This is a genomic window from Pseudomonas synxantha, assembly GCF_900105675.1.
Classification (GTDB): Bacteria; Pseudomonadota; Gammaproteobacteria; order Pseudomonadales; family Pseudomonadaceae; genus Aquipseudomonas; species Aquipseudomonas synxantha.
Window position 1 is genome coordinate 1771309 of record NZ_LT629786.1, and the last position, 24660, is coordinate 1795968.

General features: G+C 61.1%; 22 protein-coding genes. 11 read left to right on the top strand and 11 right to left on the bottom strand.

The features are described from left to right. Positions 1 to 12 precede the first annotated feature (12 nt). The 10 genes from BLU48_RS08575 to BLU48_RS08620 all read right to left on the bottom strand — a co-directional run bounded on the left by BLU48_RS08575 (position 13) and on the right by BLU48_RS08620 (position 12547). A complete protein-coding gene (locus BLU48_RS08575; protein WP_057025103.1) occupies positions 13 to 1968 on the bottom strand; it encodes an acetoacetate--CoA ligase in 1956 nt (651 codons plus the stop codon). A 162-nt stretch (positions 1969 to 2130) separates the two neighbouring features. After that, complete coding sequence (locus tag BLU48_RS08580) at positions 2131 to 2904, bottom strand: 3-hydroxybutyrate dehydrogenase (RefSeq protein WP_057025104.1); 774 nt, start codon at positions 2902 to 2904, stop codon at positions 2131 to 2133. A 7-nt stretch (positions 2905 to 2911) separates the two neighbouring features. After that, entirely contained in the window at positions 2912 to 4303 is a 1392-nt protein-coding gene (locus tag BLU48_RS08585) for a GntP family permease (RefSeq protein WP_057025105.1), read from the bottom strand. Between the two features lie 275 nt (positions 4304 to 4578). Then, on the bottom strand, positions 4579 to 5988 hold the full coding sequence (locus BLU48_RS08590; RefSeq protein ID WP_057025106.1) for a sigma-54 interaction domain-containing protein: 1410 nt from the start codon (positions 5986 to 5988) through the stop codon (positions 4579 to 4581). 22 nt (positions 5989 to 6010) lie between these two features. After that, on the bottom strand, positions 6011 to 7582 hold the full coding sequence (locus tag BLU48_RS08595; RefSeq protein WP_057025107.1) for an ABC transporter ATP-binding protein: 1572 nt from the start codon (positions 7580 to 7582) through the stop codon (positions 6011 to 6013). Between the two features lie 10 nt (positions 7583 to 7592). Then, positions 7593 to 8615, bottom strand: coding sequence for an ABC transporter permease (locus BLU48_RS08600; protein ID WP_043050504.1), 1023 nt, complete (start codon positions 8613 to 8615; stop codon positions 7593 to 7595). Then, positions 8615 to 9673 carry a microcin C ABC transporter permease YejB gene (locus BLU48_RS08605; RefSeq protein WP_057025108.1) on the bottom strand — a complete coding sequence of 353 codons (1059 nt, stop codon included), beginning with the start codon at positions 9671 to 9673 and terminating at the stop codon, positions 8615 to 8617. Before BLU48_RS08605 ends, BLU48_RS08600 begins: the two co-directional genes overlap by 1 nt. Next, the gene (locus BLU48_RS08610) at positions 9673 to 11532 is read right to left on the bottom strand and encodes an extracellular solute-binding protein (RefSeq protein ID WP_057025109.1); all 1860 of its coding nucleotides are present in this window, start codon (positions 11530 to 11532) and stop codon (positions 9673 to 9675) included. Before BLU48_RS08610 ends, BLU48_RS08605 begins: the two co-directional genes overlap by 1 nt. A gap of 130 nt (positions 11533 to 11662) precedes the next feature. After that, complete coding sequence (locus tag BLU48_RS08615; protein WP_044274278.1) at positions 11663 to 11944, bottom strand: peptidylprolyl isomerase; 282 nt, start codon at positions 11942 to 11944, stop codon at positions 11663 to 11665. Between the two features lie 108 nt (positions 11945 to 12052). After that, complete coding sequence (locus BLU48_RS08620) at positions 12053 to 12547, bottom strand: DUF1543 domain-containing protein (protein WP_057025110.1); 495 nt, start codon at positions 12545 to 12547, stop codon at positions 12053 to 12055. A 106-nt stretch (positions 12548 to 12653) separates the two neighbouring features. Between BLU48_RS08620 and BLU48_RS08625 the strand changes: the two genes are divergently transcribed. Next, positions 12654 to 13475, top strand: a complete 822-nt coding sequence (locus tag BLU48_RS08625) for an aldo/keto reductase (protein ID WP_057025111.1) — start codon at positions 12654 to 12656, stop codon at positions 13473 to 13475. Positions 13476 to 13527: 52 nt separating this feature from the next. Here the strand turns inward: BLU48_RS08625 and BLU48_RS08630 are convergent, their stop codons facing one another. Next, the gene (locus BLU48_RS08630; protein ID WP_057025112.1) at positions 13528 to 14043 is read right to left on the bottom strand and encodes an Hcp family type VI secretion system effector; all 516 of its coding nucleotides are present in this window, start codon (positions 14041 to 14043) and stop codon (positions 13528 to 13530) included. 466 nt (positions 14044 to 14509) lie between these two features. Here BLU48_RS08630 and tssA point away from each other — a divergent pair, with 466 nt between their 5' ends. From tssA to tssJ, 10 genes are read left to right on the top strand one after another with little or no spacing between them, the layout of a single operon-like run. Continuing rightward, entirely contained in the window at positions 14510 to 16060 is a 1551-nt protein-coding gene (gene tssA, locus BLU48_RS08635; RefSeq protein WP_057025141.1) for a type VI secretion system protein TssA, read from the top strand. 24 nt (positions 16061 to 16084) lie between these two features. Continuing rightward, a complete protein-coding gene (gene tssB / locus BLU48_RS08640; RefSeq protein ID WP_057025113.1) occupies positions 16085 to 16594 on the top strand; it encodes a type VI secretion system contractile sheath small subunit in 510 nt (169 codons plus the stop codon). Between the two features lie 15 nt (positions 16595 to 16609). Next, positions 16610 to 18088, top strand: a complete 1479-nt coding sequence (gene tssC, locus BLU48_RS08645; protein ID WP_057025114.1) for a type VI secretion system contractile sheath large subunit — start codon at positions 16610 to 16612, stop codon at positions 18086 to 18088. A gap of 14 nt (positions 18089 to 18102) precedes the next feature. Beyond that, on the top strand, positions 18103 to 18504 hold the full coding sequence (gene tssE / locus BLU48_RS08650; protein WP_057025115.1) for a type VI secretion system baseplate subunit TssE: 402 nt from the start codon (positions 18103 to 18105) through the stop codon (positions 18502 to 18504). Next, the gene (gene tssF, locus BLU48_RS08655; protein ID WP_057025116.1) at positions 18494 to 20281 is read left to right on the top strand and encodes a type VI secretion system baseplate subunit TssF; all 1788 of its coding nucleotides are present in this window, start codon (positions 18494 to 18496) and stop codon (positions 20279 to 20281) included. The genes tssE and tssF overlap by 11 nt, the downstream gene beginning before the upstream one ends. Then, positions 20245 to 21252: a type VI secretion system baseplate subunit TssG gene (tssG, locus tag BLU48_RS08660; RefSeq protein ID WP_057025117.1), complete on the top strand. Its 1008-nt coding sequence runs from the start codon at positions 20245 to 20247 to the stop codon at positions 21250 to 21252. Before tssF ends, tssG begins: the two co-directional genes overlap by 37 nt. 12 nt (positions 21253 to 21264) lie before the next feature. Continuing rightward, positions 21265 to 22794, top strand: a complete 1530-nt coding sequence (locus tag BLU48_RS08665) for a sigma-54 interaction domain-containing protein (RefSeq protein WP_057025118.1) — start codon at positions 21265 to 21267, stop codon at positions 22792 to 22794. A 35-nt stretch (positions 22795 to 22829) separates the two neighbouring features. Beyond that, the gene (locus BLU48_RS08670; RefSeq protein WP_043050517.1) at positions 22830 to 22961 is read left to right on the top strand and encodes a hypothetical protein; all 132 of its coding nucleotides are present in this window, start codon (positions 22830 to 22832) and stop codon (positions 22959 to 22961) included. A gap of 17 nt (positions 22962 to 22978) precedes the next feature. Beyond that, a complete protein-coding gene (gene tagH, locus BLU48_RS08675; RefSeq protein WP_057025119.1) occupies positions 22979 to 24169 on the top strand; it encodes a type VI secretion system-associated FHA domain protein TagH in 1191 nt (396 codons plus the stop codon). 5 nt (positions 24170 to 24174) lie between these two features. Beyond that, positions 24175 to 24660: a type VI secretion system lipoprotein TssJ gene (tssJ, locus tag BLU48_RS08680; protein ID WP_057025120.1), complete on the top strand. Its 486-nt coding sequence runs from the start codon at positions 24175 to 24177 to the stop codon at positions 24658 to 24660.

Here is a 24660-nt window from a genome sequence, read left to right on the forward strand (position 1 = left end):
GAAACCTTTCATCTAATAATCCAGTTCAGCTCGATTGCGAAATTGCTCCAGCGCCTGGGGGTTGGCCAGGGCATCGGTGTTCTTCACCGGCTCCCCGTGCACCACGTTGCGCACGGCCAATTCAACGATCTTGCCGCTGATGGTGCGAGGGATATCCGTGACAGCAAGGATTTTGGCCGGTACGTGGCGCGGCGTGGTGTTGGCGCGGATCACCTGGCGGATCTGCTGTTGCAGCGCCTCATCCAGTTCGACTCCGTCATCGAGACGCACAAACAGCACCACGCGCACATCGTCCTGCCAGCTTTGACCGATGGCGAGGCTTTCCAGCACCTGAGGTAGTTTTTCCACCTGGCGATAAATCTCGGCGGTGCCGATGCGCACGCCGCCGGGGTTGAGCACAGCGTCCGAACGCCCATGGATCAACAGACTGCCATTGGGCCTTTGTTCGGCATAGTCCCCCTGGGCCCATACGCCGGGATACTGGCTGAAATACGAGGCGCGCAGCTTGGTCTGTTGCGGGTCGTTCCACAATCCGATGGGCATGGCGGGGAAGTGCCGGGTGCACACCAGTTCGCCTTTCTCTGCGACCAAGGGCCGGCCCTGGTCGTCCCATACTTCAATGGCCATGGCCAGGCTCTTGCACTGCATCTCACCGCGCCGCACCGGCAGTACCGGATTGCCAATCACAAAGCAGGAGACGATATCGGTGCCGCCGGACATCGACGACAGGCACAGCTCAGCCTTGATCTCGCGGTACACATAGTCATAACTCTGGGGCGACAGCGGCGAGCCGGTGGAAATCAGACCCTTGAGGCTGCCCAGGTCGTGGCTCAGGCGCGGTTGCAACCCGGCTTTCTCCAGGGTCGCAAGGAACTTGGGGCTGGTGCCGAACACACTGATTTTTTCCGCATCGATCAGGTCGATCAAGCGCTCAGGGCCGGGATGAAACGGTGAGCCGTCGTACAGCACCGCGGTGGCACCGAGCGCCAGCACCGACACCAGCCAGTTCCACATCATCCAGCCGCAGGTGGTGTAGTAGAACAGGCAGTCCTCGCGGCCGAGGTCGGCGTGCAGGCCGTGTTCCTTGAGGTGGGTGAGCAGTACGCCGCCGGTGCCGTGGATAATGCACTTGGGCACGTCGGTAGTGCCGCTGGAATAGAGGATATACAGCGGGTGATCGAACGGCACCGCGACAAATTCGGGCTCGCCACCGGCTTGGTAGAAGTCGTTCCACAGCGCGACCCGGGCTTGGGTGCGGTAGTCCCCGACCTGCGCCTGGGGCTGGGCGTAGGGCACGATGATCAACTGTTGCAGGGACGGCAGGCGTTCGAGGATGTCATTGAGCTTGGCGCTCTGGTCGATGGCCTTGCCGGCATAGCGGTAGCCGGCGCAGGTGATCAGCACCTTGGGTTCGATCTGGCCGAATCGATCGATCACGCCCTGGGTGCCGAAGTCCGGCGAGGAGCATGACCAGATCGCACCGAGGCTGGTGGTAGCCAGCATGCCGACCAGGGTTTGCCAGGTGTTGGGCATACACGCCGCGACCCGATCGCCGATGCCCACACCTGCCGCCCGCAGGCTGCGTTGCAGGCCGGCGACGTGGGCTGCCAGTTCGGCATAGCTCAGTTGTTCGCGCTGGCCGTCCTCGCTGATGGCCACCACGGCGGGGTGATCGTCGCGGCGGCGCAACAGGTGTTCGGCAAAGTTCAGGGTGGCGCCGGGGAACCACTGGGCGCTGGGCATTTCAGCGCCCTCGACCAGGGCCGTGGTGGGTGGGCTGCGAAATTGCACGTCGAAGAACGCGACAATCGCCTGCCAGAAGTCCGGGCGCTGGTCGATGCTCCATTGGTGCAGGGCGGGGTAGTCGCTGAGCTGCAGGCTGTGGCGATCATTGATAAAGCGCCGGAACTGGTCCATCCGCGTGTTGGCGATGCGTTCGGGGGAGGGTTGCCAGAGGATGTCGGACATAGCGAAATCTCTTGTTCTTGTATCGGTCTTCCAAACAATAGAGTTCCAATGTGGGAGGGGGCTTGCTCCCGATAGCAGTGTGTCAGGCAAACGTCTGTAACTGAACCACCGCTATCGGGAGCAAGCCCCCTCCCACATTTTGATCTCCGGTGTCTGGGAGGGTTATTGGGCCAGCCAGCCGCCGTCGATATTCCAGGCGGCGCCACGTACCTGGCTGCCAGCCTCGCTGCACAAAAACAACACCAGCTCGCCCAACTGCGACGGCGTGACGAACTCCAGGGACGGCTGTTTCTCCGCGAGCAAATCCTGCTGCGCCTGCTGCGGGTCGACCCCCGTGGCCACCCGATCGTCAATCTGCTTCTGCACCAACGGCGTCAGCACCCAGCCCGGGCAGATGGCGTTGCAGGTCACGTTGCTGGTGGCAGTCTCCAAACCCACCACCTTGGTCAGGCCAATCACCCCATGCTTGGCCGCCACATACGCGGCCTTGCCCACTGAGCCGACCTGGCCGTGCACCGAGGCGATGTTGACGATGCGCCCCCAGCCCTTAGCCTTCATGCCCGGCAAGCCCAGGCGTGTGCTGTGGAACACCGAGGACAGGTTGATGGCAATGATCGAGTCCCAGCGTTCCACTGGAAAGTCTTCCACCTCCGCCACATGCTGGATGCCGGCGTTGTTGACCAGGATGTCGACGCCGCCGAATTCGCGCTCGGCGTAGGCGAACATGTCGGCAATCTGCGCCGGGTCGCTGACGTCTGCCGGGTGGTGCCCGACCTTGCCGCCAAACCCCTGCACCTGGGCGATCACCGCGCTGGCGTCGCCGAAGCCATTGAGGATCAGGCTGGCACCGGCCTTGGCCAGGCTCAGGGCGATGCCTAAGCCGATGCCGCTGGTGGAGCCGGTGACCAGGGCGGTCTTGCCATTCAAAGTCGTCATGAGAACCTCACACAATGCCAGTGGCGTAGAAAGTACCGATCACCACGAACACCGCGAGGGTCTTGATGATGGTGATGCCGAAAATGTCCTTGTAGGCCTCGCGGTGGGTCAGCCCGGTGACCGCCAGCAGGGTGATCACCGCGCCGTTGTGGGGCAGGGTGTCCATGCCGCCGCTGGCCATGGCCGCGACCCGGTGCAGCACTTCAAGGGGGATATTGGCCGCGTGGGCCGCCGAGATAAAGCTCTCGGACATCGCCGCCAGGGCGATGCTCATGCCGCCGGAAGCGGAACCGGTGATACCGGCCAGCAAGGTCACGGTAATCGCTTCGTTGACCAACGGGTTGGGGATGCCCTTGAGCCAGTCCGCCAGCACCAGAAAGCCTGGCAATGAGGCAATCACCGCACCAAAGCCGTATTCCGATGCGGTGTTCATGGCAGCGAGCAAGGCACCGCTCACCGCGCTCTTGCTGCCTTCGGCCAGCTTGCTTTTGATTGCAGAAAAGCCGAACACCAACACCACGATAATCCCCACCAGCAACGCCGCCTGCACCGCCCAGATTGCGGTGAGCTTGGCAATTTCGGTGGTCACCGGCGTGCTCATGCCCGGCAGGCTGAGGCTGTGGGTCTTGCCGTACCACTGTGGGATCCAGTGGGTAAACAGCAGGTTCATCACCCCCACCAGGATCAGCGGCGACAGCGCGAGCCAGGGGTTGGGCAGGGTGAGGTTTTCAGCCGTCTCCGGCTCGTTACGCAGCTCGGTGCCATAGCCTTCGCCGGCTCGCTGGGCCTTGTTGCGCTGGCGCGCCAGGTAGAGCATGCCGGCGCAGAACACGAAGATCGTGCCGATCAACCCCAGCCACGGTGCGGCCCAGGCGGTAGTGTTGAAGAAGGTGCTGGGGATGATGTTCTGGATCTGCGGCGTGCCGGGCAGGGCGTCCATGGTGAACGAGAACGCGCCAAGGGCGATGGTCGCCGGGATCAGGCGCTTGGGGATATCGCTTTGGCGGAACATCTCCGCCGCGAACGGGTACACCGCAAACACCACCACGAACAGCGATACGCCGCCGTAGGTGAGCAGGGCGCAGACCAACACGATGACCAGCATCGCCTGGCGCGTGCCGAGCAAGCGGATCGCAGCGGCGACGATGGAACGTGAGAAACCCGACAACTCGATCAGCTTGCCGAACACCGCGCCAAGCAGGAACACCGGGAAATACAGCTTGATAAAGCCCACCATCTTTTCCATGAACACCCCGGTAAAGGCAGGGGCGACGGCGGACGGGTCGGTAAGCAGCACAGCGCCAAGGGCGGCAATGGGGGCAAACAGGATGACGCTATAGCCACGGTAGGCCGCCAGCATCAGCAGCGCGAGCGCGGCCAGGGCAATGATCACACTCATGGTGTGTCTCCATCGGATTGTTATTGTTGTGGGTGAAGCGGTGGGAGAGGCTATAGCTAGATGTGTGCCATGTTATTAACTTATTGAAAAACAACAATATTTTCAGGGATTTCAATAGCGCTTTGAAATTTTATCTCTATTTAGAGACAAACAATTACCTAATGTGGGAGGGGGCTTGCTCCCGATAGCAGTGTGTCAGGCTGAGCATCTGTACCTGACCCACTGCTATCGGGAGCAAGCCCCCTCCCACATGGGGTTGTCTTTGTATGGAGAATTTAGTCTCCATTTGGAGACGGGGTCAGGCCCAACGCTACCATTTTCTTGTACAGCGTCGACCGCCCCAGCCCCAACCGCTTGGCAGCCTCCACCACATTCCCCGCGCACGCCTGCAACGCTGTACCAATCACCTGCCGATCAAACCGCTCCCGCGCCGCGGCGAACGTTTCATCCTCGACCGCCGCCACCGCGCCACGGGCCACCGGGCTGAACGTGCCAATCGCTGCGCGAATCTCACTGGCGTTCAGTACCAGGTCGTCACTCAACAAAGCTGCACGCTCCAACACATTGCGCAGTTCGCGGATATTCCCCGGCCACGCATGCTGGGCCAACAACGCCAAGGCATCACGGTCAAGCTCATGCTGGCTGCGCAGCTCTTCGAGAATCGCCTCGCTCAGGGCCGGTATATCTTCCAGGCGCTCTCGCAAAGGCGGCACTTGAATAGGCAGTACATTGAGGCGGTAGTACAAATCCGCACGAAACTCGCCGCGCTTGATCGCGGCTTCCAAGTCCATGGACGTGGCAGCAATCACCCGCACATCGCTGTGCAGCATCTCGTTGGAACCCACCGGTTCGAATTCCTTTTCCTGCAATACCCGCAGCAGTTTGCTTTGCAGCGGCAGTGGCATGTCGCCGATTTCGTCGAGGAACAGTGTGCCGCCCTGGGCGATCTGGAACTTGCCGGGGCGGCCCTTGCGGTCGGCGCCGGTAAACGCGCCGGGGGCGGTGCCGAAGAACTCGGCCTCGAGCAGGTCATGGGGAATCGCCGCGCTGTTGATACTCACAAAGGCTTTGTGCGCCCGAGGTGACGCGCCGTGGATGGCCTGGGCGAGCAGTTCCTTGCCGGTGCCGGTCTCCCCCAGCAGCAACACCGGTGACTCGGCGCTCGCACTGCGCCGCGCCCGGCGCTTGACCTCAAGGCTGGCGGCGCTGGTGCCGATAAAGTGCGCGAAGTTGTATTTGCTTTGCCGCGAACGCAGCAGCGAGCGCGTCGAAGCCAGCTCCTGCTGCATGCTCAGGTAGCGCTCGATCAGCGGCGACAGGTTGCGCAGCTCATCGAACAGCGCAAAGCCAATCGCGCCGATGACCGCGCCGGCATCGTCGTGGATCGGCAGGCGCATCACCACCAACGGGCCCTTGGGGGTGTCCTGGATATCCAGCAGGATCGGCCGGTCGTTGCGCACCACCTGGCGCAACAGGCTGTTGGAAATCACCTGCTCGCAGGGCTGGCCGATGGCCTCATCGGCGCTGTGCAGGCCGAAACGCCTGGCGTAGCGCTCGTTCATCCATACGATGCTCGCATCGCGGTCGACGATGACCGTGCCTTCGCTGGACTGCTCGATGATCTCGAACAGCGACTGGATGGCCAGGCCGCGAACGTGTTGGTAGTCCTTGAGGCTGGTGCTCATGGAGGCAGAATCCTGTTGATCATCACAAAGGGATGTGCGCTGCAGCCAACAGCTCCTTGGTATAGGGGTGCTGGGGCGATTCAAACACAGCATGGCTGGCACCGCGCTCCACCACCTTGCCATCCTTGACCACGATCAGGTCATGGGCCATGGCGCGGACCACGGCCAGGTCATGGCTGATAAACAGGTAGGTCAGGCCGTATTTGTCCTGTAGTTCACGCAGCAGCGCCACCACTTGTTTCTGCACCGTACGGTCCAGGGCCGATGTGGGCTCGTCGAGCAGCATCAACGCCGGCTTGAGCACCAGGGCGCGGGCGATGGCGATGCGCTGGCGCTGGCCGCCGGAGAATTCATGGGGGTAGCGATGCCGGCTGGCGGGGTCGAGGCCCACATCCTTGAGCACCTGGATCACCTGCGCATCGCGCTCGGCCAGGCTGCAGGGTGCATGCACTTCCAGGCCTTCGCTGATGATCTGCTGCACCGACATGCGTGGGCTGAGGCTGCCATAGGGGTCCTGGAACACCACCTGCATCTGCTTGCGCCATGGGCGCATCTGCTGATGGTTAAGTGGGTCGAGGGCCTCGCCCTGGAAGCGGATGCTGCCGTTGGAGTCGAGCAAGCGCAGGATCGCCTGGCCCAGGGTGGACTTGCCCGAACCGGACTCGCCAACAATCCCCAGGGTCTTGCCGCGTTGCACGCTGAGGCTGATGCCGTCCACCGCATGCAGGTAGGTCTTGCGCCGAAACAATCCGCCGCCGAGGGGGAATTTCACGCTCAGGTCATCCACCTGCAACACCGTCTCGCGCTCATCGCCGCACAGCGCATCGCCCGCCGGCTCGGCGTCCAGCAGCAAGCGGCTGTAGGGGTGCTGCGGGGCCGTAAACAGTGTCTGGCAGTCGGCCTGCTCAACAATTTCGCCGGCATGCATCACGCAGACACGCTGGGCAATGCTGCGTACCAGGTTGAGGTCATGGCTGATCAGCAGCAGTGACATGCCCAGGCGTTGCTGCAAGGACTTGAGCAGCAGCAGGATCTTGCGCTGCACGGTCACATCCAGCGCCGTGGTGGGTTCGTCGGCAATCAGCAGCTCTGGCTCGCAGGCCAAGGCCATGGCGATCATCACCCGCTGGCGCTGGCCACCGGACAGCTGGTGCGGGTAGGCCTTGAGCCGTTCCTGGGGCTTCTGGATGCCCACCAGTTCCAACAGTTCGAGGATGCGCGCCTGTGCCGCCTTGCCGCCCAGGCCCTTGTGCAGCAGCAGGGTTTCGCCGATCTGCTTTTCGATGCTGTGCAGCGGGTTCAAGGAGGTCATCGGCTCCTGGAAGATCATCGCAATGCGGTTGCCGCGCAGCTTTTGCAGGGTGGCCGGCGACGCGCCCATCAGCTCCTGGCCGCGATACTTCACCGAGCCGGTGCTCAATGTGCCGGCTTCGGGCAGCAGTTGCAGGATCGAATGGGCCGTCACCGACTTGCCCGAGCCCGATTCCCCCACCAGCGCCAGGCACTCGCCTGGGCGCACGTCCAGGCTCAGGTTGCGCACCACGGTCTGGCCGCTGAACGCGACGCACAGGTCGCGGATTTCGATCAGGTTCATAGGCAATTACTCATGAGCGAGGGTCGAAGGCGTCACGCAACGCCTCGCCGATAAACACCAGCAGCGACAGGATCAGCGCCAGGGTAAAAAACGCCGTGAGGCCCAGCCACGGCGCTTGCAGGTTCTGCTTGCCCTGGGCGATCAGCTCACCCAGCGAAGCACTGCCGGCAGGCATGCCGAAGCCGAGAAAGTCCAGGGCGCTCAAGGTGGATATCGCCCCGGTCAGGATGAACGGCAAATAGCTCAAGGTGGCGGTCATGGCATTGGGCAGGATATGCCGGCGAATGATCTTGCCGTCGCCCAGCCCCAGTGCCCGTGCAGCCTTGACGTATTCCAGGTTGCGCCCGCGCAGGAACTCGGCACGCACTACGTCGACCAGGGCCAGCCAGGAAAACAGCGCCATGATCCCCAGCAACCACCAGAAATTCGGCTCCACAAACCCGGACAGGATAATCAGCAGGTACAGCACCGGCAGCCCGGACCACACCTCGAGAATGCGCTGTCCGAGCAAGTCCACCCAACCGCCGTAGTAACCCTGCAAGGCTCCGGCGGCGATGCCGATGGCGGCGCTGATGGCGGTCAAGGCCAAGGCAAACAGGATCGACACTCGCGCGCCAAATATCACCCGTGCCAACACATCGCGGGATTGGTCATCGGTGCCCAGCCAGTTCACCGCCGAAGGTGGGCTCGGGGCAGGGCGGGTCAATTCGTAGTTGGGCGTGTCATCGCTGAATGGAATCGGCGGGAACAGCATCCAGCCGCCGTCCTGCTTGATCAGCTTTTGCACGTAGTCACTGCGGTAGTCGGCCTGGAAGGGCAGTTGCCCGCCGAACTGTTGCTCGGTGTAGCGCTTGAACACCGGGAAGTACAGCTCGTTCTTGAAACTGAGCACCAGCGGTTTGTCGTTGGCGATCAACTCGCCGCCCAGGGTCAGGATAAACAGACCGATAAACAACCACAGCGACCACCAGCCGCGACGGTTTTTCTTGAAACGCTCGAAACGCCGACGGGCTACGGGAGACAGGTTAAGCATCAGGCGTTCCTCGCGGCGAAGTCGATACGCGGGTCCACCAGGGTGTAGCAGAGGTCACCGATGAGTTTTATCAGGAGGCCGAACAAGGTGAAGATAAACAGCGAACCGAACACCACCGGGTAGTCGCGGGACACCGCCGCTTCGTAGCTCATGCGGCCCAGGCCATCGAGGGAGAAAATCACCTCGATCAGCAGCGAGCCGGCAAAGAACACGCTGATGAACGCCTGGGGAATGCCCGAGATCACCAGCAACATGGCGTTGCGGAACACGTGCCCGTACAACACCCGGTGTTCGCTCAAACCCTTGGCGCGGGCGGTGACCACGTACTGGCGCGTGATTTCATTGAGGAAAGAGTTCTTGGTGAGGATGGTCAAGGTGGCAAACCCACCGATCACCAGCGCCGTCACCGGCAGCACCAGGTGCCAGAAATAGTCGGCAATCTTGCCCACCGTACTCAGCTCGGCAAAGTTTTCCGAGACCAGCCCACGCACCGGGAACCAGTTCAGCGAGGTGCCGCCGGCGAACACCACGATCAGGAACATCGCAAACAGGAACGCCGGCATCGCATAACCGATCACAATGGCGGTGCTGCTCCACATATCAAAGCTGCTGCCATGGCGCACGGCCTTGCGTATGCCCAGGGGGATCGACACCAGGTAAGTGATCAGCGTCGCCCACAGGCCAAGGGAAATCGTGACCGGCATTTTTTCCAGGATCAGGTCGGTCACCGTCGCGCCGCGAAAGAAGCTGTTGCCGAAATCCAGCTGGGCGTAGTTCTTGAGCATCAACCACAGGCGTTCCGGTGCAGACTTGTCGAAACCGTATTGTTTTTCGATGTCCTTGATCAGCTTCGGGTCCAGGCCGCGGCTGGCCCGCGAGCCGCTGATGCCTTCGCCGGATGCGCCGGCGACACCACCGCCGCCAATGCCTTGCAGATGGGCGATGGCCTGTTCTACCGGCCCGCCAGGGGCGGCCTGCACGATCACGAAGTTCACCAGCAGGATGATCACCAGCGTCGGGATGATCAGCAGCAGGCGCCGCAGGATATAGGCAAGCATCAGCGGGCCCCTCTACGTTTTTTCAGCTCGGCTTGCATTTGTTCATTGGTCAACGGGGTAGGGCTGACTTCCCACCAGGTTTCCAGGGCTTCGTCGTTCTTCGCCTCGATGGCCGGGCGGCCGAAACGGTTCCACCACGCGGCGGAGGTGCCAGGCGGGTAGTAGTTGGGGATCCACAGGTAATTCCATTGCAGCACGCGGTCCAGTGCATGGGCGTAGGTGAGCATCTGCGCCTGGGTATTGGCCTTGACCAGCCCATTGATCAGCGTATCGACGGCGGGATCCTTGAGCACGATGTAGTTGTTGGCGCCCGAATCGAATGCGGCGGCGGAACCGAAATAGTTGTATAGCTCCATGCCCGGCGAAGTGGTGACCGGAAAACCGGTGACGATCATGTCGTAGTCCCGGGCCATCAGGCGGTTGACGTATTGCGAGGAGTCGATGCGGCGGATATTGAGGGTGATGCCGATCTGCGCCAGGTTGCGTTTGTAGGGCAGCAACAGGCGCTCCAGGCCGTTCTGGACATTGAGGAAGGTGAACTCCAGCGGCTCGCCTTCGGCATTGACGAGCTTATCGCCAAGCGGTTTCCAGCCGGCCTGTTCCAGCAGGGCCAGGGCTTGCAGTTGTTTATCGCGGATCATACCGCTGCCGTCGGTGACCGGGGCCTTGAACACCTGGGTAAACACCTCGTCGGGGATCTGCCCGCGCAATGGCTCGAGGATCGCCAGTTCTTCCTGGGTCGGCAACTGGGTGGCCGCCAAGGGGCTGTTGGAGAAGTAGCTCTGCTGGCGGATGTACAGGTTGCGCATCATCTGCCGGTTGGCCCATTCGAAATCCCACAGCATCGCCAGGGCCTGGCGCACACGGCGATCCTTGAATATCGGTTTTTGCACGTTGAACACATAGCCCTGGGCCGGTTGCGGCATTTCCTTGGCCAGGTGCGCACGTTGCAGGCGGCCATCGTCCAGCGCCGGGCCGTTGTAGCCGATGGAGTAACCGGTGGCGGAAAACTCACGGTTGAAATCGTAGGCGCCGCCGCGCAGCACCTGGCGCGCTACCTCGGTGTCGCCGAAGTATTCCAGGCTCAGGTGATCGAAGTTGTACAGGCCACGGCTGACCGGCAAGTCCTTGCCCCACCAGTCGGGATCACGAGTAAAGGTGATGGTGCTGCCGGAATCGATCTTGCTGACCTTGTACGGGCCGCTGCCCAGTGGGGCTTCGTAGCCGCCACCATTGGCAAAGTCACGGGTCTTCCACCAGTGCTCGGGGAACACCGGCAAGGTGGCGATATCCAGGGGCAGGGTGCGGTTCTCGTTGCTGGAAAAATCGAAGCGCACCTGGCGCTCGCCTTCGACTTCGACCTGCTTGACGTCGGCGAACAATGTGCGAAAGCGCAGGCTGCCTTGGGTCATCAGCAAGTCGAAGCTGTAGCGCACGTCTTCGGCGGTAATTGGCGTGCCGTCGGCAAACCGTGCCTTGGGGTTCAGGTAAAAGCGCAGCGACAGGCCGTCGTCGGCGCGCTCCATCTTTTCTGCCACCAGGCCGTAGACGGTGTAGGGCTCATCCAGCGAGCGCAGGGCCAGGGGCGCATACACCCAGCCGTCGACCTGGGACACGCCGATGCCTTTGTCGATATACGGCAGCACATGGTCGAACCGCCCGACCTCCAGCGCCGAACGCCGCAGGCTGCCGCCCTTGGGCGCATCGGGGTTGGCATAGTCGAAATGGCTGAAACCGGCAGGGTATTTGGCCGGCTCGCCATAGACCGTCAGGTAGGTTTGCGGGGCCGCGATCACCGCAGTGCTGGTCAGCAGCAGGGCCAAAGTAGAAGAGAGTAGAGATGAAAAAGCCAATCGCATTATCAGCCTTGAGCGCCGGGTGAAGAAGAATAAGGATTTGTACGCTAACGGCCGGGGCATCGCCAGTCATCAGATGCACAACGGCCCACCAAGGGGTGGGCCGTTGTTTATAGCATCAGCGCGGATTGAATCAATCCTGGCGGCTGGTGACTTCCAGCAGGTGATAACCGAACTGGGTTTTCACCGGACCTTGCACGGTATTGACCGGTGCGCTGAAGACTACGGTGTCGAATTCCTTGACCATTTGGCCTGGGCCGAAGGAACCCAGGTCACCGCCTTGACGGCTGGATGGGCAGCTGGAATTGGCTTTGGCGATTTCTGCGAAATCAGCGCCGCCTTCGATCTGGGCTTTGAGTTCGTTGCACTTGTCTTCGGTGGCAACGAGGATGTGACGGGCGGTGGCTTTGGCCATGGGGAATAACTCCTAGAGTAAAAAACGGTGAGCCTACCGGATTCAGTCGATTATTTCCTGGCAAAGTTCCCGTCACTTGTTTGAGTCGCTCCGAACGCGTTCCAGGGTTCAGGGCAACACGATGTAGTCATTGCGCTGGACAATAGGGGCGTGCGGGCCTTGTACGAGATGGACATAACGTCCGTCCACCAGATCGATAGGCAGGCAATCGTCGATATCCATGACCGCGTCGGTGTGGGCCTGGGACCATTGGCGCAACATCTGCCGTTTGCCCATGCTCATCGCTTCGCGTTTGTTGCGGGCGACCACCAGCAGGTAGTGGTGATCTTCTCCGAAGCGCTTGGCCTCGTAGCCGCCGAGGTTGATAAAGTACAGGTGATGGGCATTGCCGTGGGGCGCCAATGGGCTGAGTTCGACCTTCCAGCCGTCGACGCCATCCACCGCCATCCATGAATCGATGTGCACGCCCTTGGAGCTGCCGAACCAGGCATCGCGCAATTGCGGGTAGGTGGCCTGCAAGGTGTCTGCCACTGCGAACACCACATCGTGCACCTCGATTTTGGCCCGTGGGTGCTTGCCCCCGAGCATGACGACAAACAGCATTGCGGGTGATTCCTGGCGACTGGCGAGAGGGCAACCATACTGGGATTGAACCCTTTTGTCCGCTCAGTGCCACAGTGTTAATCCGCGAACTCACCAGGAGGTTGTCATGCGTACCATTGATCTGGCCGGCGTTCCCGTCCCTGTCATCGGCCAGGGGACCTGGCGCATGGGCGAAGACCCGAGCCGGCGCCGCGCCGAAGTCGCCGCGCTGCAACTGGGTATGGACGAGGGCCTGACCCTCATCGATACCGCCGAGATGTATGGCGAAGGCGGCGCCGAAGAGGTGGTCGGCGAGGCCATCCGCGGCAAGCGCGACCAGGTGTTCCTGGTCAGCAAGGTCTACCCCCATAACGCCAGCCGCAACGGCGTGCCTCGCGCCTGTGAAGCCAGCCTTCAGCGCCTGGGCACCGATTACATTGACCTGTACCTGCTGCACTGGCGCGGCCAGTACCCACTGGAAGAAACCGTCGAAGCCTTCGAGCGTTTGCGCGAGGCGGGCAAGATCGGCCGGTGGGGTGTATCCAACTTTGACGTGGCGGACCTGCAGGAGCTCGCGTCCCCGGCGTGTGCGACCAACCAGGTGCTCTATAACATCGAAGAACGCGGAATCGAATTCGACCTGCTGCCATGGTGGCAACAGCACCATTTGCCATTGATGGCTTACTGTCCGATCGCCCAGGGCGGTGAACTGCTGTCGAGCCCGACCCTCAAGCAGATCGCCCTTCGCCATGAGGTGACACCGGCCCAGGTGTGCCTGGCCTGGGTCCTACGCCAGGATGGCGTGATCGCTATCCCCAAGGCGGTCAACCCCGAACACATACGGCTCAATGCCAGGGCGGCCACCCTGGTGCTGGATGAGCATGACCTTGACGCGATTGATCGTGTGTTTGGCGCGCCCAAGCGTAAGCACCCGCTGGCGATGGTTTAGGCCGTCAACAGGAAGGGCGCCCTCCCTGGCAGCCCTTCCGCTTCAAGCGCCGTTAGCCGGCTACCGGGCTACGCCAGTCGTCCGAGCCCGAAGTACCGGCTACTTCGTGGGTCCAGGTGATCTTGCGATAGGTGAAATATACCTCCTCCAGATGGGTGAAATGGGCGTTCTCCGGGTCCTGGCAACTGGGCATGCGCGACTGGATGTCCACGATGGTCGCGCCTTCCAGTTCAATGGTGAAGTAGTGCTCCTGGGTACCGGCCGAAGAAGTGCGCAGCCATTCCAGGCGGCATGAAACTTCTTCACCGGTGGTCAGCGCGCTGAACAGCAACGGTGATGATTTGTCGAAGACCTTGCTGATCATCATGGGTTTATGCACGCGTTGGCCGGTTGGCTGGCCCGATTGCGGGTCGCGTGGAATGATCACTTGGTGGGCGAATGCCTGCACCAGTATCTGGTCTTCGTGACCTTCCTGATAAATGTTGCCTACCGAGTCCTGGGTGAATGTACCTGCCGTGATCAAACCTTGTTTGACGCCGGTAATGGAGAGGTACGCGGGTGTTGGCATGATTGGTTTCCTTGCCTGGTTGAGTAGGTGTTGCCGAACGGTTAAGTTGCCAAATCGGCAACTGCCCTATTACAAGAAGCGTGCCTGAAAGTGTGAGTCTCAATGAAGCTGCAGGCTGCAAGAATAATAAGTAACCCGGTCGGGAAGTTGCCCGAAAATGATAGGCTTGTTTGCGAAGATAGTTGCGCAGGAGTGTGCAGTTATTTGCTCGCGCGATGGGCCAGCAAGTACAGGGTGCGAGCAGATTTTCCCTCGGCTGCACTGCGCAACTAACTGCGCAGCCCACTGTTTTGTGGCGGGCGTAGGACTATTCTTAAGTAGCATTCAGTCGCTTGCCGATCGCTTTTTTCATGACTAAGGTTCACAGGCTTCGGTGGCTTCGATGAAGGTTAAAGCCGCCCTGATATATTGTTTAATAATATTAAAAATTATTTGTCTTGCCCTGGAAGGTGATGTGTTCGACAAAATGGAATATTCAGAAAGGCTGTTCGATTATTATCAGGAAGTTGCGACAGTACCTTGTCGTCCTGAAAGTTTTGCCGGCAGCGACATGCGTTTCTCCGGGGAGTTTGAAGCCCTCGAGGACGAGCTGGGCAAGACTCGATCGATTCATACGGAAGGGCCACCAGACTGGCAGAAGGTCTGCCAGCTAAGCGAGTCTCTATTGCGCGAGCACTCCAAGGATCTGCGGGTTGCTGTCTGGTTGGCCTGGGCCCTGTATCAATGTCATTCATTCACCGGGTTACTGGCCGGTCTCGGGTTGCTGCGCGATCTCTGTGAGCGGCATTGGGCACAGGTCTACCCAAGCAAGTTGCGTACACGCGTGGCCGCATTGGGTTGGCTGGTGTTGCGCATTGAGCCACTGTTTGCGCAGAACCTCTGTGTTGCGGGGCAGCTGCCTGTGTTCCACGCCCTGCTTGAGCACCTCGTGCGGCTTGATCAGCTGTGGGGTCAAAAGCTTGGCAATGAGGCGCCCCAGCTGTTGTCGATCCGCAGGCAACTGTCGGAACGCCTGGCCTGCACCGAACAAGAGGGTGCCAAACCTGAGGTCGTCGTGGGCATCGCTCCCGTCAAGCCGGCAACCACCCAGTTGCCCCAACCCGGGCAACCCATTGACAACGAAAAGGACGCGCACAGGCTGCTGCGTTCATTGCAAGAGCAGGCCCGCCCTTTGTGTGCCTGGTGGTTGCGCCAGGACACCAGGGATCCGCGTGCCTTGCGCCTGGGCCGGACCTTGGCGTGGATGACGCTTATCCATTATCCCGATGCCGACGGTGAGCGGGTCACGGCGCTGCGTCCACTGGCCGCCGACAAGCTCAAGCGCTACCAGGAACGCCTGGGCCAAGGCCAATTTGCCGAGCTGTTGCTTGAGCTTGAAGTCAGCCTGACGGGCGCAATGTTCTGGTTCGACGGTTTACGCATGGCCTGGGAATGCCTTGAGGCCTTGCACGCAGACCTGGCCATGACCGAGCTGGAAATGCATTTCGCGCTGCTGCTGCAACGCCTGCCGGACCTGCCGGAGTACCGGTTCGACGATGGAACACCCTTTGCCGACCCTCTCACCTGTGAGTGGATTGCGCTCCATGTAAGGCCTCATTTGCAACGGAGCGAGTCTTTGGCCGTTGTGGCAGACCCCCCGTGCGAACCCTGGGAGGTCGCCCTGGAAGCGGTGCTGCCTTGCCTGCGAAAGAAGGGGCTCAAGGCTGCGGTCGCAGTGCTCAAGCAGGGCTTGCACGCCGCGCCCGGCGAGCGCGCGCGTTTTCACTGGCGTCTGGCACTGGCCAGGTTGTGTGCGAAAGCGGGCAAGCACGACCTGGCAAGGGTCCAGCTGGAGCAGCTGCAGGAGCAATTGCAGCGTAACGGCTTGGAGCGCTGGGAGCCGGAACTGGCCGTGCAAGTGGGCCAGCGCCTGTACCGATGTTATGACCTGTTGCCGCAAGGCCACGGCATACGCGAGTGCAAGGAGTCTCTCCATCGACGGTTATGCCAACTCGATCTCGAAGCAGTACTTGAATAAAGCCCTATCAAAAGGAGTAGCACCATGGCCAAAGACGGTTCGGTAGCCCCCAAGGAACGGATCAATATCACCTTCAAACCGGCCATCGGCGGCGCACAAGAGGACGTTGAACTGCCGTTGAAGTTGCTGGTGCTGGGTAATTTCACTCAGCGTGAAGATCTGCGCAAGCTCGAGGATCGCAAGCCCATTGGCATCGACAAGCACACCTTCGACGACGTGCTGGCCAAACAAGCGCTCGGCTTGACGCTGAGCGTGCCCAATCGCCTCCAGGAGCAAGCCAGCGTGGAGGAGTTGACGATCCAGGTTCGGATCAACGCGATGAAGGACTTCAATCCCGCGAACCTGATCGAGCAGATCCCCGAGTTGCAAAAACTGATGGCGTTGCGTGAAGCACTGGTAGCGCTCAAGGGCCCGCTGGGCAACACGCCGAACTTTCGCAAAGCCATTGAACAGGCCTTGGCCAACGGCGATTGCCGCGCCCGGGTCCTGGCCGAGCTGGGGCTTCCCAGTCCTCACGCCGGACATATTCAGTAAAAGGACACTGAGAGCATGACCACGATCCAACACGAACTGCAAACGGTACAGACCCCAGAAGCCGGCAGCATCCTCGATAACATCATTGCCCAGACATTGCTGAGCGCTGACGACGAGGCCTATGGCATTGCCAGGCGCGGTGTGTCGGCGTTTATCGCAGAGCTGCTCAAGCCGCACAACCGCGACGAACCGGTGAAGAAACGCCTGGTTGACCGGATGATTGCCGAGATCGATACCAAGCTTAGCCAGCAAATGGATGAGATCCTGCACCACCCCGACTTCCAGGCACTGGAGGCTTCCTGGCGAGGGCTGCAGTTGCTGGTCGAGCGCACGAACTTTCGCGAAAACATCAAGATCGAGCTGCTGAATGTCTCGCGCCAGGACCTGCTGGACGATTTCGAGGACTCCTCGGAAATTACCCAGTCGGGACTCTACAAGCATGTGTACAGCGCCGAATACGGACAGTTCGGCGGCCAGCCGGTGGGCGCGATCATTGCCGACTACTTTCTTTCTCCCAGTGCCCCCGATGTGAAGCTGATGCGATACGCATCCAGTGTCGCCAGCATGGCCCACGCGCCCTTTATCGCTGCCGCGGGGCCGAGTTTCTTTGGCCTCGAAAGCTTCACGGGGCTGCCAGACCTGAAAGACCTGCGGGATCATTTCGAAGGGCCGCAGTTTGCCAAGTGGCAAAGTTTTCGCCAGAGCGAAGACGCCCGCTACATCGGTCTCACCGTACCGCGCTTTCTGCTACGCACCCCGTACGACCCCCTTGAGTGTCCGGTCAAGACTTTTACCTATCAGGAGAACGTGGTCAACAGCCACGAGCACTACCTGTGGGGCAATACCGCCTATGCCTTTGCTACGCGCCTGACCGACAGCTTCGCGCGTTTTCGCTGGTGCCCGAATGTCATCGGTCCGCAAAGCGGAGGCGCCGTCGAGGATCTGCCGCTGCACCATTTCCAGAGCATGGGAGAGATAGAAACCAAGATTCCTACCGAGGTACTGGTGTCGGACCGGCGCGAGTATGAGTTGGCACAAGAAGGCTTCATCGCCCTGACCATGCGCAAGGGTAGCGATAACGCCGCGTTCTTCTCCGCCAGCTCGGTGCAGAAACCCAAGTCCTTTGGTACCAGTGAAGAGGGCAGGGCTGCAGAGTTGAATTATCGGCTGGGTACCCAGTTGCCTTACATGATGGTGGTCAATCGCCTGGCCCATTACCTCAAGGTGCTGCAACGCGAGCAATTGGGTGCGTGGAAGGAGCGCACGGACCTGGAGCTGGAGCTCAATAAATGGATTCGCCAGTACGTGGCGGACCAGGAAAACCCCAGTGCCGAAGTGCGCGGGCGGCGCCCATTGCGCGCAGCGCGTATCGTCGTCAGCGATGTCGAGGGCGAGCCTGGCTGGTATCGGGTCAACCTGAGCGTGCGCCCGCATTTCAAGTACATGGGGGCGGACTTCACCTTGTCCCTGGTCGGTAAGCTCGATAAAGCATGAGCAGAGGCCAGGGGATGCCCCACCACAACAGCCTGTTCGAACGCCTTGACCCCGATGCGTCGACCCACGCGTGCCCCGTTGCGTCCGTCGCCGCACATTTGGGCAGGATGCTCAGTACTCGCGCGGGCAGCGTCCAGGCGCTGCCAGATTATGGTTTGCCTGACTTCAATGATATGCAGCTGAGCCTGCATGAGTCCCTGACCCAGTCACGCCTGCTCATCGAACGGTTCATCCAGGCCTACGAGCCTCGGCTGGCGAATGTACGTGTGAGGCTGTTGCCCGTCGCCAGCGGGACTTTAGCCTTGGCATTTGCCATCGATGCCGGGATGGTCATCGACGGTACTACCCAGCCGGTCGTGTTCCAGGCGCGCCTGAGGGATGCCGGACAAATCAAGGTCTGTGTCGATGACCATTAACCGTTATTTTCAGCACGAGCTCAGTGCCCTGCGCCAACTCGGGCGGCGCTTTGCCGAGCGCAATCCTGCCCTGGCACCGTTTCTCGCAGAGGCCGGCCAGGACCCGGACGTCGAGCGCTTGCTGGAGGGCTTTGCGTTTCTGACCGGGCGCCTGCGCCAGAAGCTCGATGATGAACTGCCGGAGTTGACGCATTCGTTGATGCACTTGCTGTGGCCCAATTATATGCGGCCAATCCCGGCCTTCAGCATCCTGCAGTTTGACCCCTTGAAGCGTGCAGGCCCCAGCGTCCGCGTGGCGCGGGACACTGCGGTGGAAAGTACGCCGATCCAAGGTGAGCGTTGCCGCTTTCGCACCTGCTATGCCACCGACGTAATGCCCCTGCAACTCAGCGGCCTGGAGTACCGGTGCCAAGGCGAAGACGCGTGGCTGGACCTGTGCGTGACCATGAGCACCGAAGGCAGCTTCAATGACCTGGCGTTTGATTCGTTGCGGTTGCACCTGGCCGGCGACCACTACGTCAGCCAGGGCTTGTACCTTGGCCTGCTGCGCCATCTTGACGGTATCCAGGTGTTGCTGTCGGGCCACGACGGCTTGCCGCTCAACACCGCCGATGGACATCCCGTGACGCTACGCCTCAGCGCCAGCCAGGTTCAGCCCGTGGGTTTTGCCCCGGAACAGGCGCTGATGCCTTACCCGCAAAATACGTTCGGTGGTTATCGCCACCTGCAGGAGTACTTTGCCTTTCCCGAGAAGTACCTGTTTGTCGATGTTGAAGGGCTTAATGTACTGCACACACTGCCTTGCGAGCTGCTCAAGCAGGCGCACGGGATGGTCGTGCGCTTCCAATTGCACACGCAGGGGCGCGATGACCTGCGCCCAAGCCTGGATAACGTGAAGCTGTACTGCACGCCTATCGCCAACCTGTTCAATCAAGACGCGATTCCCATTCGCCTGGACGCCAAGCAGGATGAGTACCTGGTGATGCCCGGTGGATATGCGCCGGGGCACGCCAGTGTGTTCTCAGTGGACCGGGTCACCGGGTGGCGCCCTGGTGGGTTGGGTCACCAAACCTACGTGCCGTTCGAGTCCTTTGAACATGATGCACGCCACGAATCGCTGGCTGCGCCCCCCAGCTACAGCATTCGCCAACGCTCGTCGGTGCAGCATGGGGGGCTGGACACCTGGATGGGCTTTGGCACTCGGCGCGCACAGGGCCAGGAAACGTTGTCGATCGAACTGACCTGTACCAATAGCAACCTGGCGCAACAGGTCCGTCTAGGCGAAATCAACCAGCCCGGCGAGCAGACACCGGAGTCGTTGACGTTTCACAACATCACGACGCCTACCGCGAGCTTCACGCCGCCCTTGGAACAGGACTTCCTGTGGAGGCTGGTCAGCAACATGTCGCTCAACTACCTGTCGTTGACCGATATCAACGCCTTGAAAGTGGTTCTCGAAACCTACGACCTGCCGCGCTATCACGATCGGCAGGCACTCAAGGTCAGCCAGAAAAGGCTGGGCGCGTTGCGTTCCATCCGCCACGAGGCGGTGGACCGGCTGCACCGTGGGCTGCCCATCCGGGGGCTGCGCATCGACCTGACCGTCGATTCCCAAGGCTTCGTCGGCCAGGGCGACCTGTTTCTGTTCGCCTCTGTCATCAATCAGTTCTTTGCACTCTATGCCAACCTCAATTCGTATCACGAGTTGCGGGTCCTCAGCACACAAGGAGACGTGTATCTATGGCCATCCCGGACGGGCCAGCAACCCCTGCTCTGACCCGGCTTTGCCGTGTTATCCGCGAGTACACGCTGTTCCAGGCGGTCTTGCAGGTGACCGAACGGTTGCGCGAAGCGCATCCGCTGCTGGACGAAGATGCGTTGTACGACCAACTGGAATTCCAGGCCAACCCGAGCCTGGGGTTTGCAGCACATGATATTGACCGGGTGGAGTTCTTCATGGACCACGGGGGTTTGCGTGCCCGCCTGCGCCTCAACGTGCTGGGGCTATTTGGTGCAGGGTCACCACTGCCGGCGTTTTATGTTGAGCAGGCGCTTGCCGAACAGCCAGGAGGTAATCCTACCCGCGACTTCCTGGATATGTTTCACCACCGCCTGCACCGTCTGATGCTGCCGATCTGGCGTAAGTATCGCTATTGGGCGTGTTTCCAGACGGGTGCCAACGATGCGTTCTCCGCACAGATGTTTGCGCTGATCGGCCTGGGCGGCGACGCGATACGACGGGCATCCCAACTGGACTGCAAACGCCTGCTGCCTTACCTGGGGCTGTTGAGCCTGCGGGCGCGCTCGGCTGCTGTGATCGAGTCCGTGCTGCGCCACTACTTCAAGCACGACGCGTTGTTTATCGAGCAATGGGTCGAGCGCAGGGTTGATATCAACCCTGTGCAGCGCAACGGCCTGGGTCGCGCCAACTGCGCACTCGGTGAGGATCTGGTCCTGGGGCAGCAGGTTGCGGACCGCTGCGGCAAGTTCAGGGTGCAGTTGCAAGCGCTGGGCTGGCAACGGTTTCACGACTTCCTGCCGACAGGAAAGGCCCATCAGCCGCTGTGTGCACTGGTGCGCCTGGCTACTGGCAGTCCTTTGGACTATGACCTGCGCCTGGTGATGGCGCGCAGCGAAATCAAGGCGCTGCACATTGGCCAGGACAACGTTTGCCGCCTGGGTTGGACCAGTTGGCTGGAACATGAGCGAGCCGATGGCGTGGTGACGCTCGCCGGCAATCTTTATTAGGAACTGATGACCATGCTTAATGAAGACGTGCAAGTGCTGATCGGCACGTGTGCATTCACTGTCGATGCGCTGTCCGCCTGCTTCACCCGCCTGGGGTTTGAACATGATGAACACGTGCTGCCTGGGAAATGCGTTGCGGACGTCGCGCAACTGACCCAGTGCGAGCTCAGCCAGTTGTATCTGTTCGATGAAACGACGGATCGACTGGAGCTTGTCGCCCAACATTTTCCCGACGGCCCTTCACTGGACTCGGCAGGCTCGCACGCCGACCTGCGCAATCAACAACTGCTGCACTACACCTTGAACCAGCGCGCCGCCCTCAGCCTCGATGAGGTACAAGGCAGTTGCTATGACACCCGCTTCCTGCCTGTGTCGCCGGCACCGTGGCGTGCACTACTGAGCGTGCCGCTGTTCAGTGGGTCTGAACGGCTTACCGGCGTGTTGTTGTGTGCCAGTCAACGTCCGATCCAGTTACACAGCTATGCAAAATCCCTGGGCCAACTGGGCAGTTTTGCCGTGCACCGGCTGCACGTGCTGCGCGGCAGGCACACCAGGGTTGGCGCGCCGCCGAGGCAGGCTATGCCGTTGGCCGGGGCATATGGCTTGATCGGCAACAGTGCAGCCATGGCGCAGACGCGCCAGTTGATCAGCAAAGTACTGCGTACCCCTTACACCGTCCTGCTGTTCGGCGAGACCGGCACCGGCAAGGAGGTGGTGGCCCGGGCCATTCACGCAGCTGGCCCGCGCAGTGCCAAGGCCTTCGTCGTGCAGAACTGCGCGGCATTTGCCGAAGGGTTGCTGGAGAGTGAGCTGTTCGGCTATCGCAAAGGCGCGTTTACCGGTGCGGACCGCAATCATGCTGGGCTGTTTGACGCTGCCGACGGCGGTACGTTGCTGCTTGATGAAATCGGTGACATGCCGCTGCTATTGCAAGCCAAGTTGTTGCGGGTTCTGCAGGAAGGCGAGATTCGTCCGCTGGGCGCCAGTGCCGCGCACAAGGTCGATGTGCGCATCATCGCCGCGACTCATCGCGACCTGGCGGCCATGGTCGCCGAGGGGCGCTTTCGCGAGGACCTGTATTACCGGCTTGCGCAGTTCCCCCTCCAATTGCCCGCTCTGCGTGAGCGCGACGGCGATGTGCTGCAACTGGCCCGGCATTTCACCGACCAGGCCTGCGCGCAGTTGGGCAGGACGCCGGTTGAGTGGTCGAACGCTGCCCTCGATCAGCTGTCGAGCCACAACTTTCCCGGCAATGTGCGCGAGCTCAAATGCCTGGTCGAACGCGCCGTGCTGCTGTGTGACGACAATCTGATTCTACCGGTGCACCTGTCGATGCCACTGGCGCCGGCACCGACTGCTGACGACGTGACGCTACGCCAGCGTATGGAACGGGTAGAGCGGGTATTTCTGCTCGATTGCCTGCACAAGAACCAGGGCAACCGCACCCGTACCGCACGGGAGTTGGGGGTTGCGCGACGCACGCTGCTCTACCGGCTGGCGCGCTTGAATATTCCCGTTGGCAAGGCCAGGGAAGAGCGCTGAATGGCGTACTTGATGTTCACTGAGGGAGAAACCTGATGCCTGATCGTTCGTGGCAAGCCGTCTTGCTGGTGTTGTGTTTGTTGGGCGGCTGCAACGCCAACACCGTCTTTGACGATGCCGAGTATCGTCCTTTGGGCGACCCGCAGGCGGTCACCCGTGGCCGATGAATAGAGGGAGCCAAAGGATGCAACTGGTGTTTGAGGCCTGTGCGGTCGAGGGTGCGCAAAACGTAGCCCCGGCCCGCAAAGTATTTGACGGTAGAGGCGGTGTGATCGGCCGCGGCTCCGGGTGTGACTGGGTAATACCCGATCCGAGCCGCGTGCTCTCCAGCCATCACGGCTTGGTCGGCTATCGTGAAGGCCGCTATTTCCTGACAGATATCAGCCGCAATGGGACCGGGGTATCGGGCAGTGCCGAACGCCTGCGCAAAGGGCAGGCGCGCTTGATCAGTGATGGCGATGTATTTGACCTTGGGCCAGTGACGATACGGGCGCAATTGCTGGAAGCGCCGCGCCACGGCAGCGAGCAGCGCGTTATCACGGGGGTGCCGATTCCAGATGATGCGTTCCTGTCTTTGGATCCTCTGCATGTGCTGGACCATGAGCACCCGCGACAAGCCCGCTCGGAGGACCTGGAGGCATTGAGCGAGATAGTCGATGAACCCGGCACGTGGGTTGACAGCCAGGGTGCCGAGCGGGAACACCTCATAGTGCCTGGCCCGGTCGATCCCGTGGTGGCGTCTGGCGCAGTGGACCCGATAGCGGTGGCGGCGCCTTCCGATGAGCTGTTCTGGGGGCAGTTTGCAACAGCGTTGGGCATCGACCCGAATACCCTCGAGAGGTCTGACCTGGAGGCCCTGGCAATCAAGGTGGCGCGCCTGTTCCACCTGGGAGTGAACGGCCTGCAACAGACGCTGCGCACCTTTGACGACCTGAACAGCGAGTTGGCCTCGGCACCAGGCGCCAGCCTGGACCTGGCCCAGAACCCTTTGAAAATGTGCCCCGATACAGGGGCTGCAATAGCCGCAATGCTGGGTTCGCAGGTACTGGGCCAGCTGTCCGCTGAACGGGCGATCATCCAGGCCCATCGGGACCTGCAAGTGCGTCAAGCCGCCCTGCTGGCTGCATGCCGAAGCGCGCTGCGTAACGCCAGGGCCGCCTTCGAGCCCAGCTACCTGCTGGGTTGCTTTGAGTCCCAGGGCAGGCCGCCCAGGTTTTTCGCGGATGCGTGGCATTGGCGGGCTTACCAGCGTTACTACCAGTGGTTGGCGGCGGATGAACAGTTGAGTCGGCGTGCGCTGGAAGGTGATTTTGCCAAGGCCTACGAGGAGCAGGTTCGCTTGATCGGCGCCTTGCATAGGGATTTCCCAGGATGAGAGTCATGTATCGAATTACCCTTGCAGCCCTGCTGCTCCTGCTCGGCCTGTTGGCTGGCTGCAGCGCGATTTCGCCTTTTTCGACGTTGACCAAGTTGGACCTGGTGCTGACCGCCAGCGAACAGGTCAACCCTGACTTGCACGGTCGACCCTCTCCAGTGGTGGTCCACCTGATTGAATTGCGCCATGGCGTAGCCTTCGAGAACGCCGACTTCTTCAGCCTGTATGGTCATGCTGAGCAGGTGCTGCCGAAGGACTGGGTGAGCAGTGAGGAAGTTGAACTGCGCCCCGGTGACCGCCTGGCGCTCAAACTCAGGATCGGCCCTGATAGTCGCTTCGTGGGGGTGCTCGCGGCTTATCGAGACTTGCCCCATGTACGCTGGCGGATGCTGGTGCCCGTCACCGCCCAGAAAGTGACACGGGCCGAGCTGGTGCTGGACCAGGCCGGCATTCGGGTGGCCGGCCATTTGTCTGACCTGGAGATGCGCTGA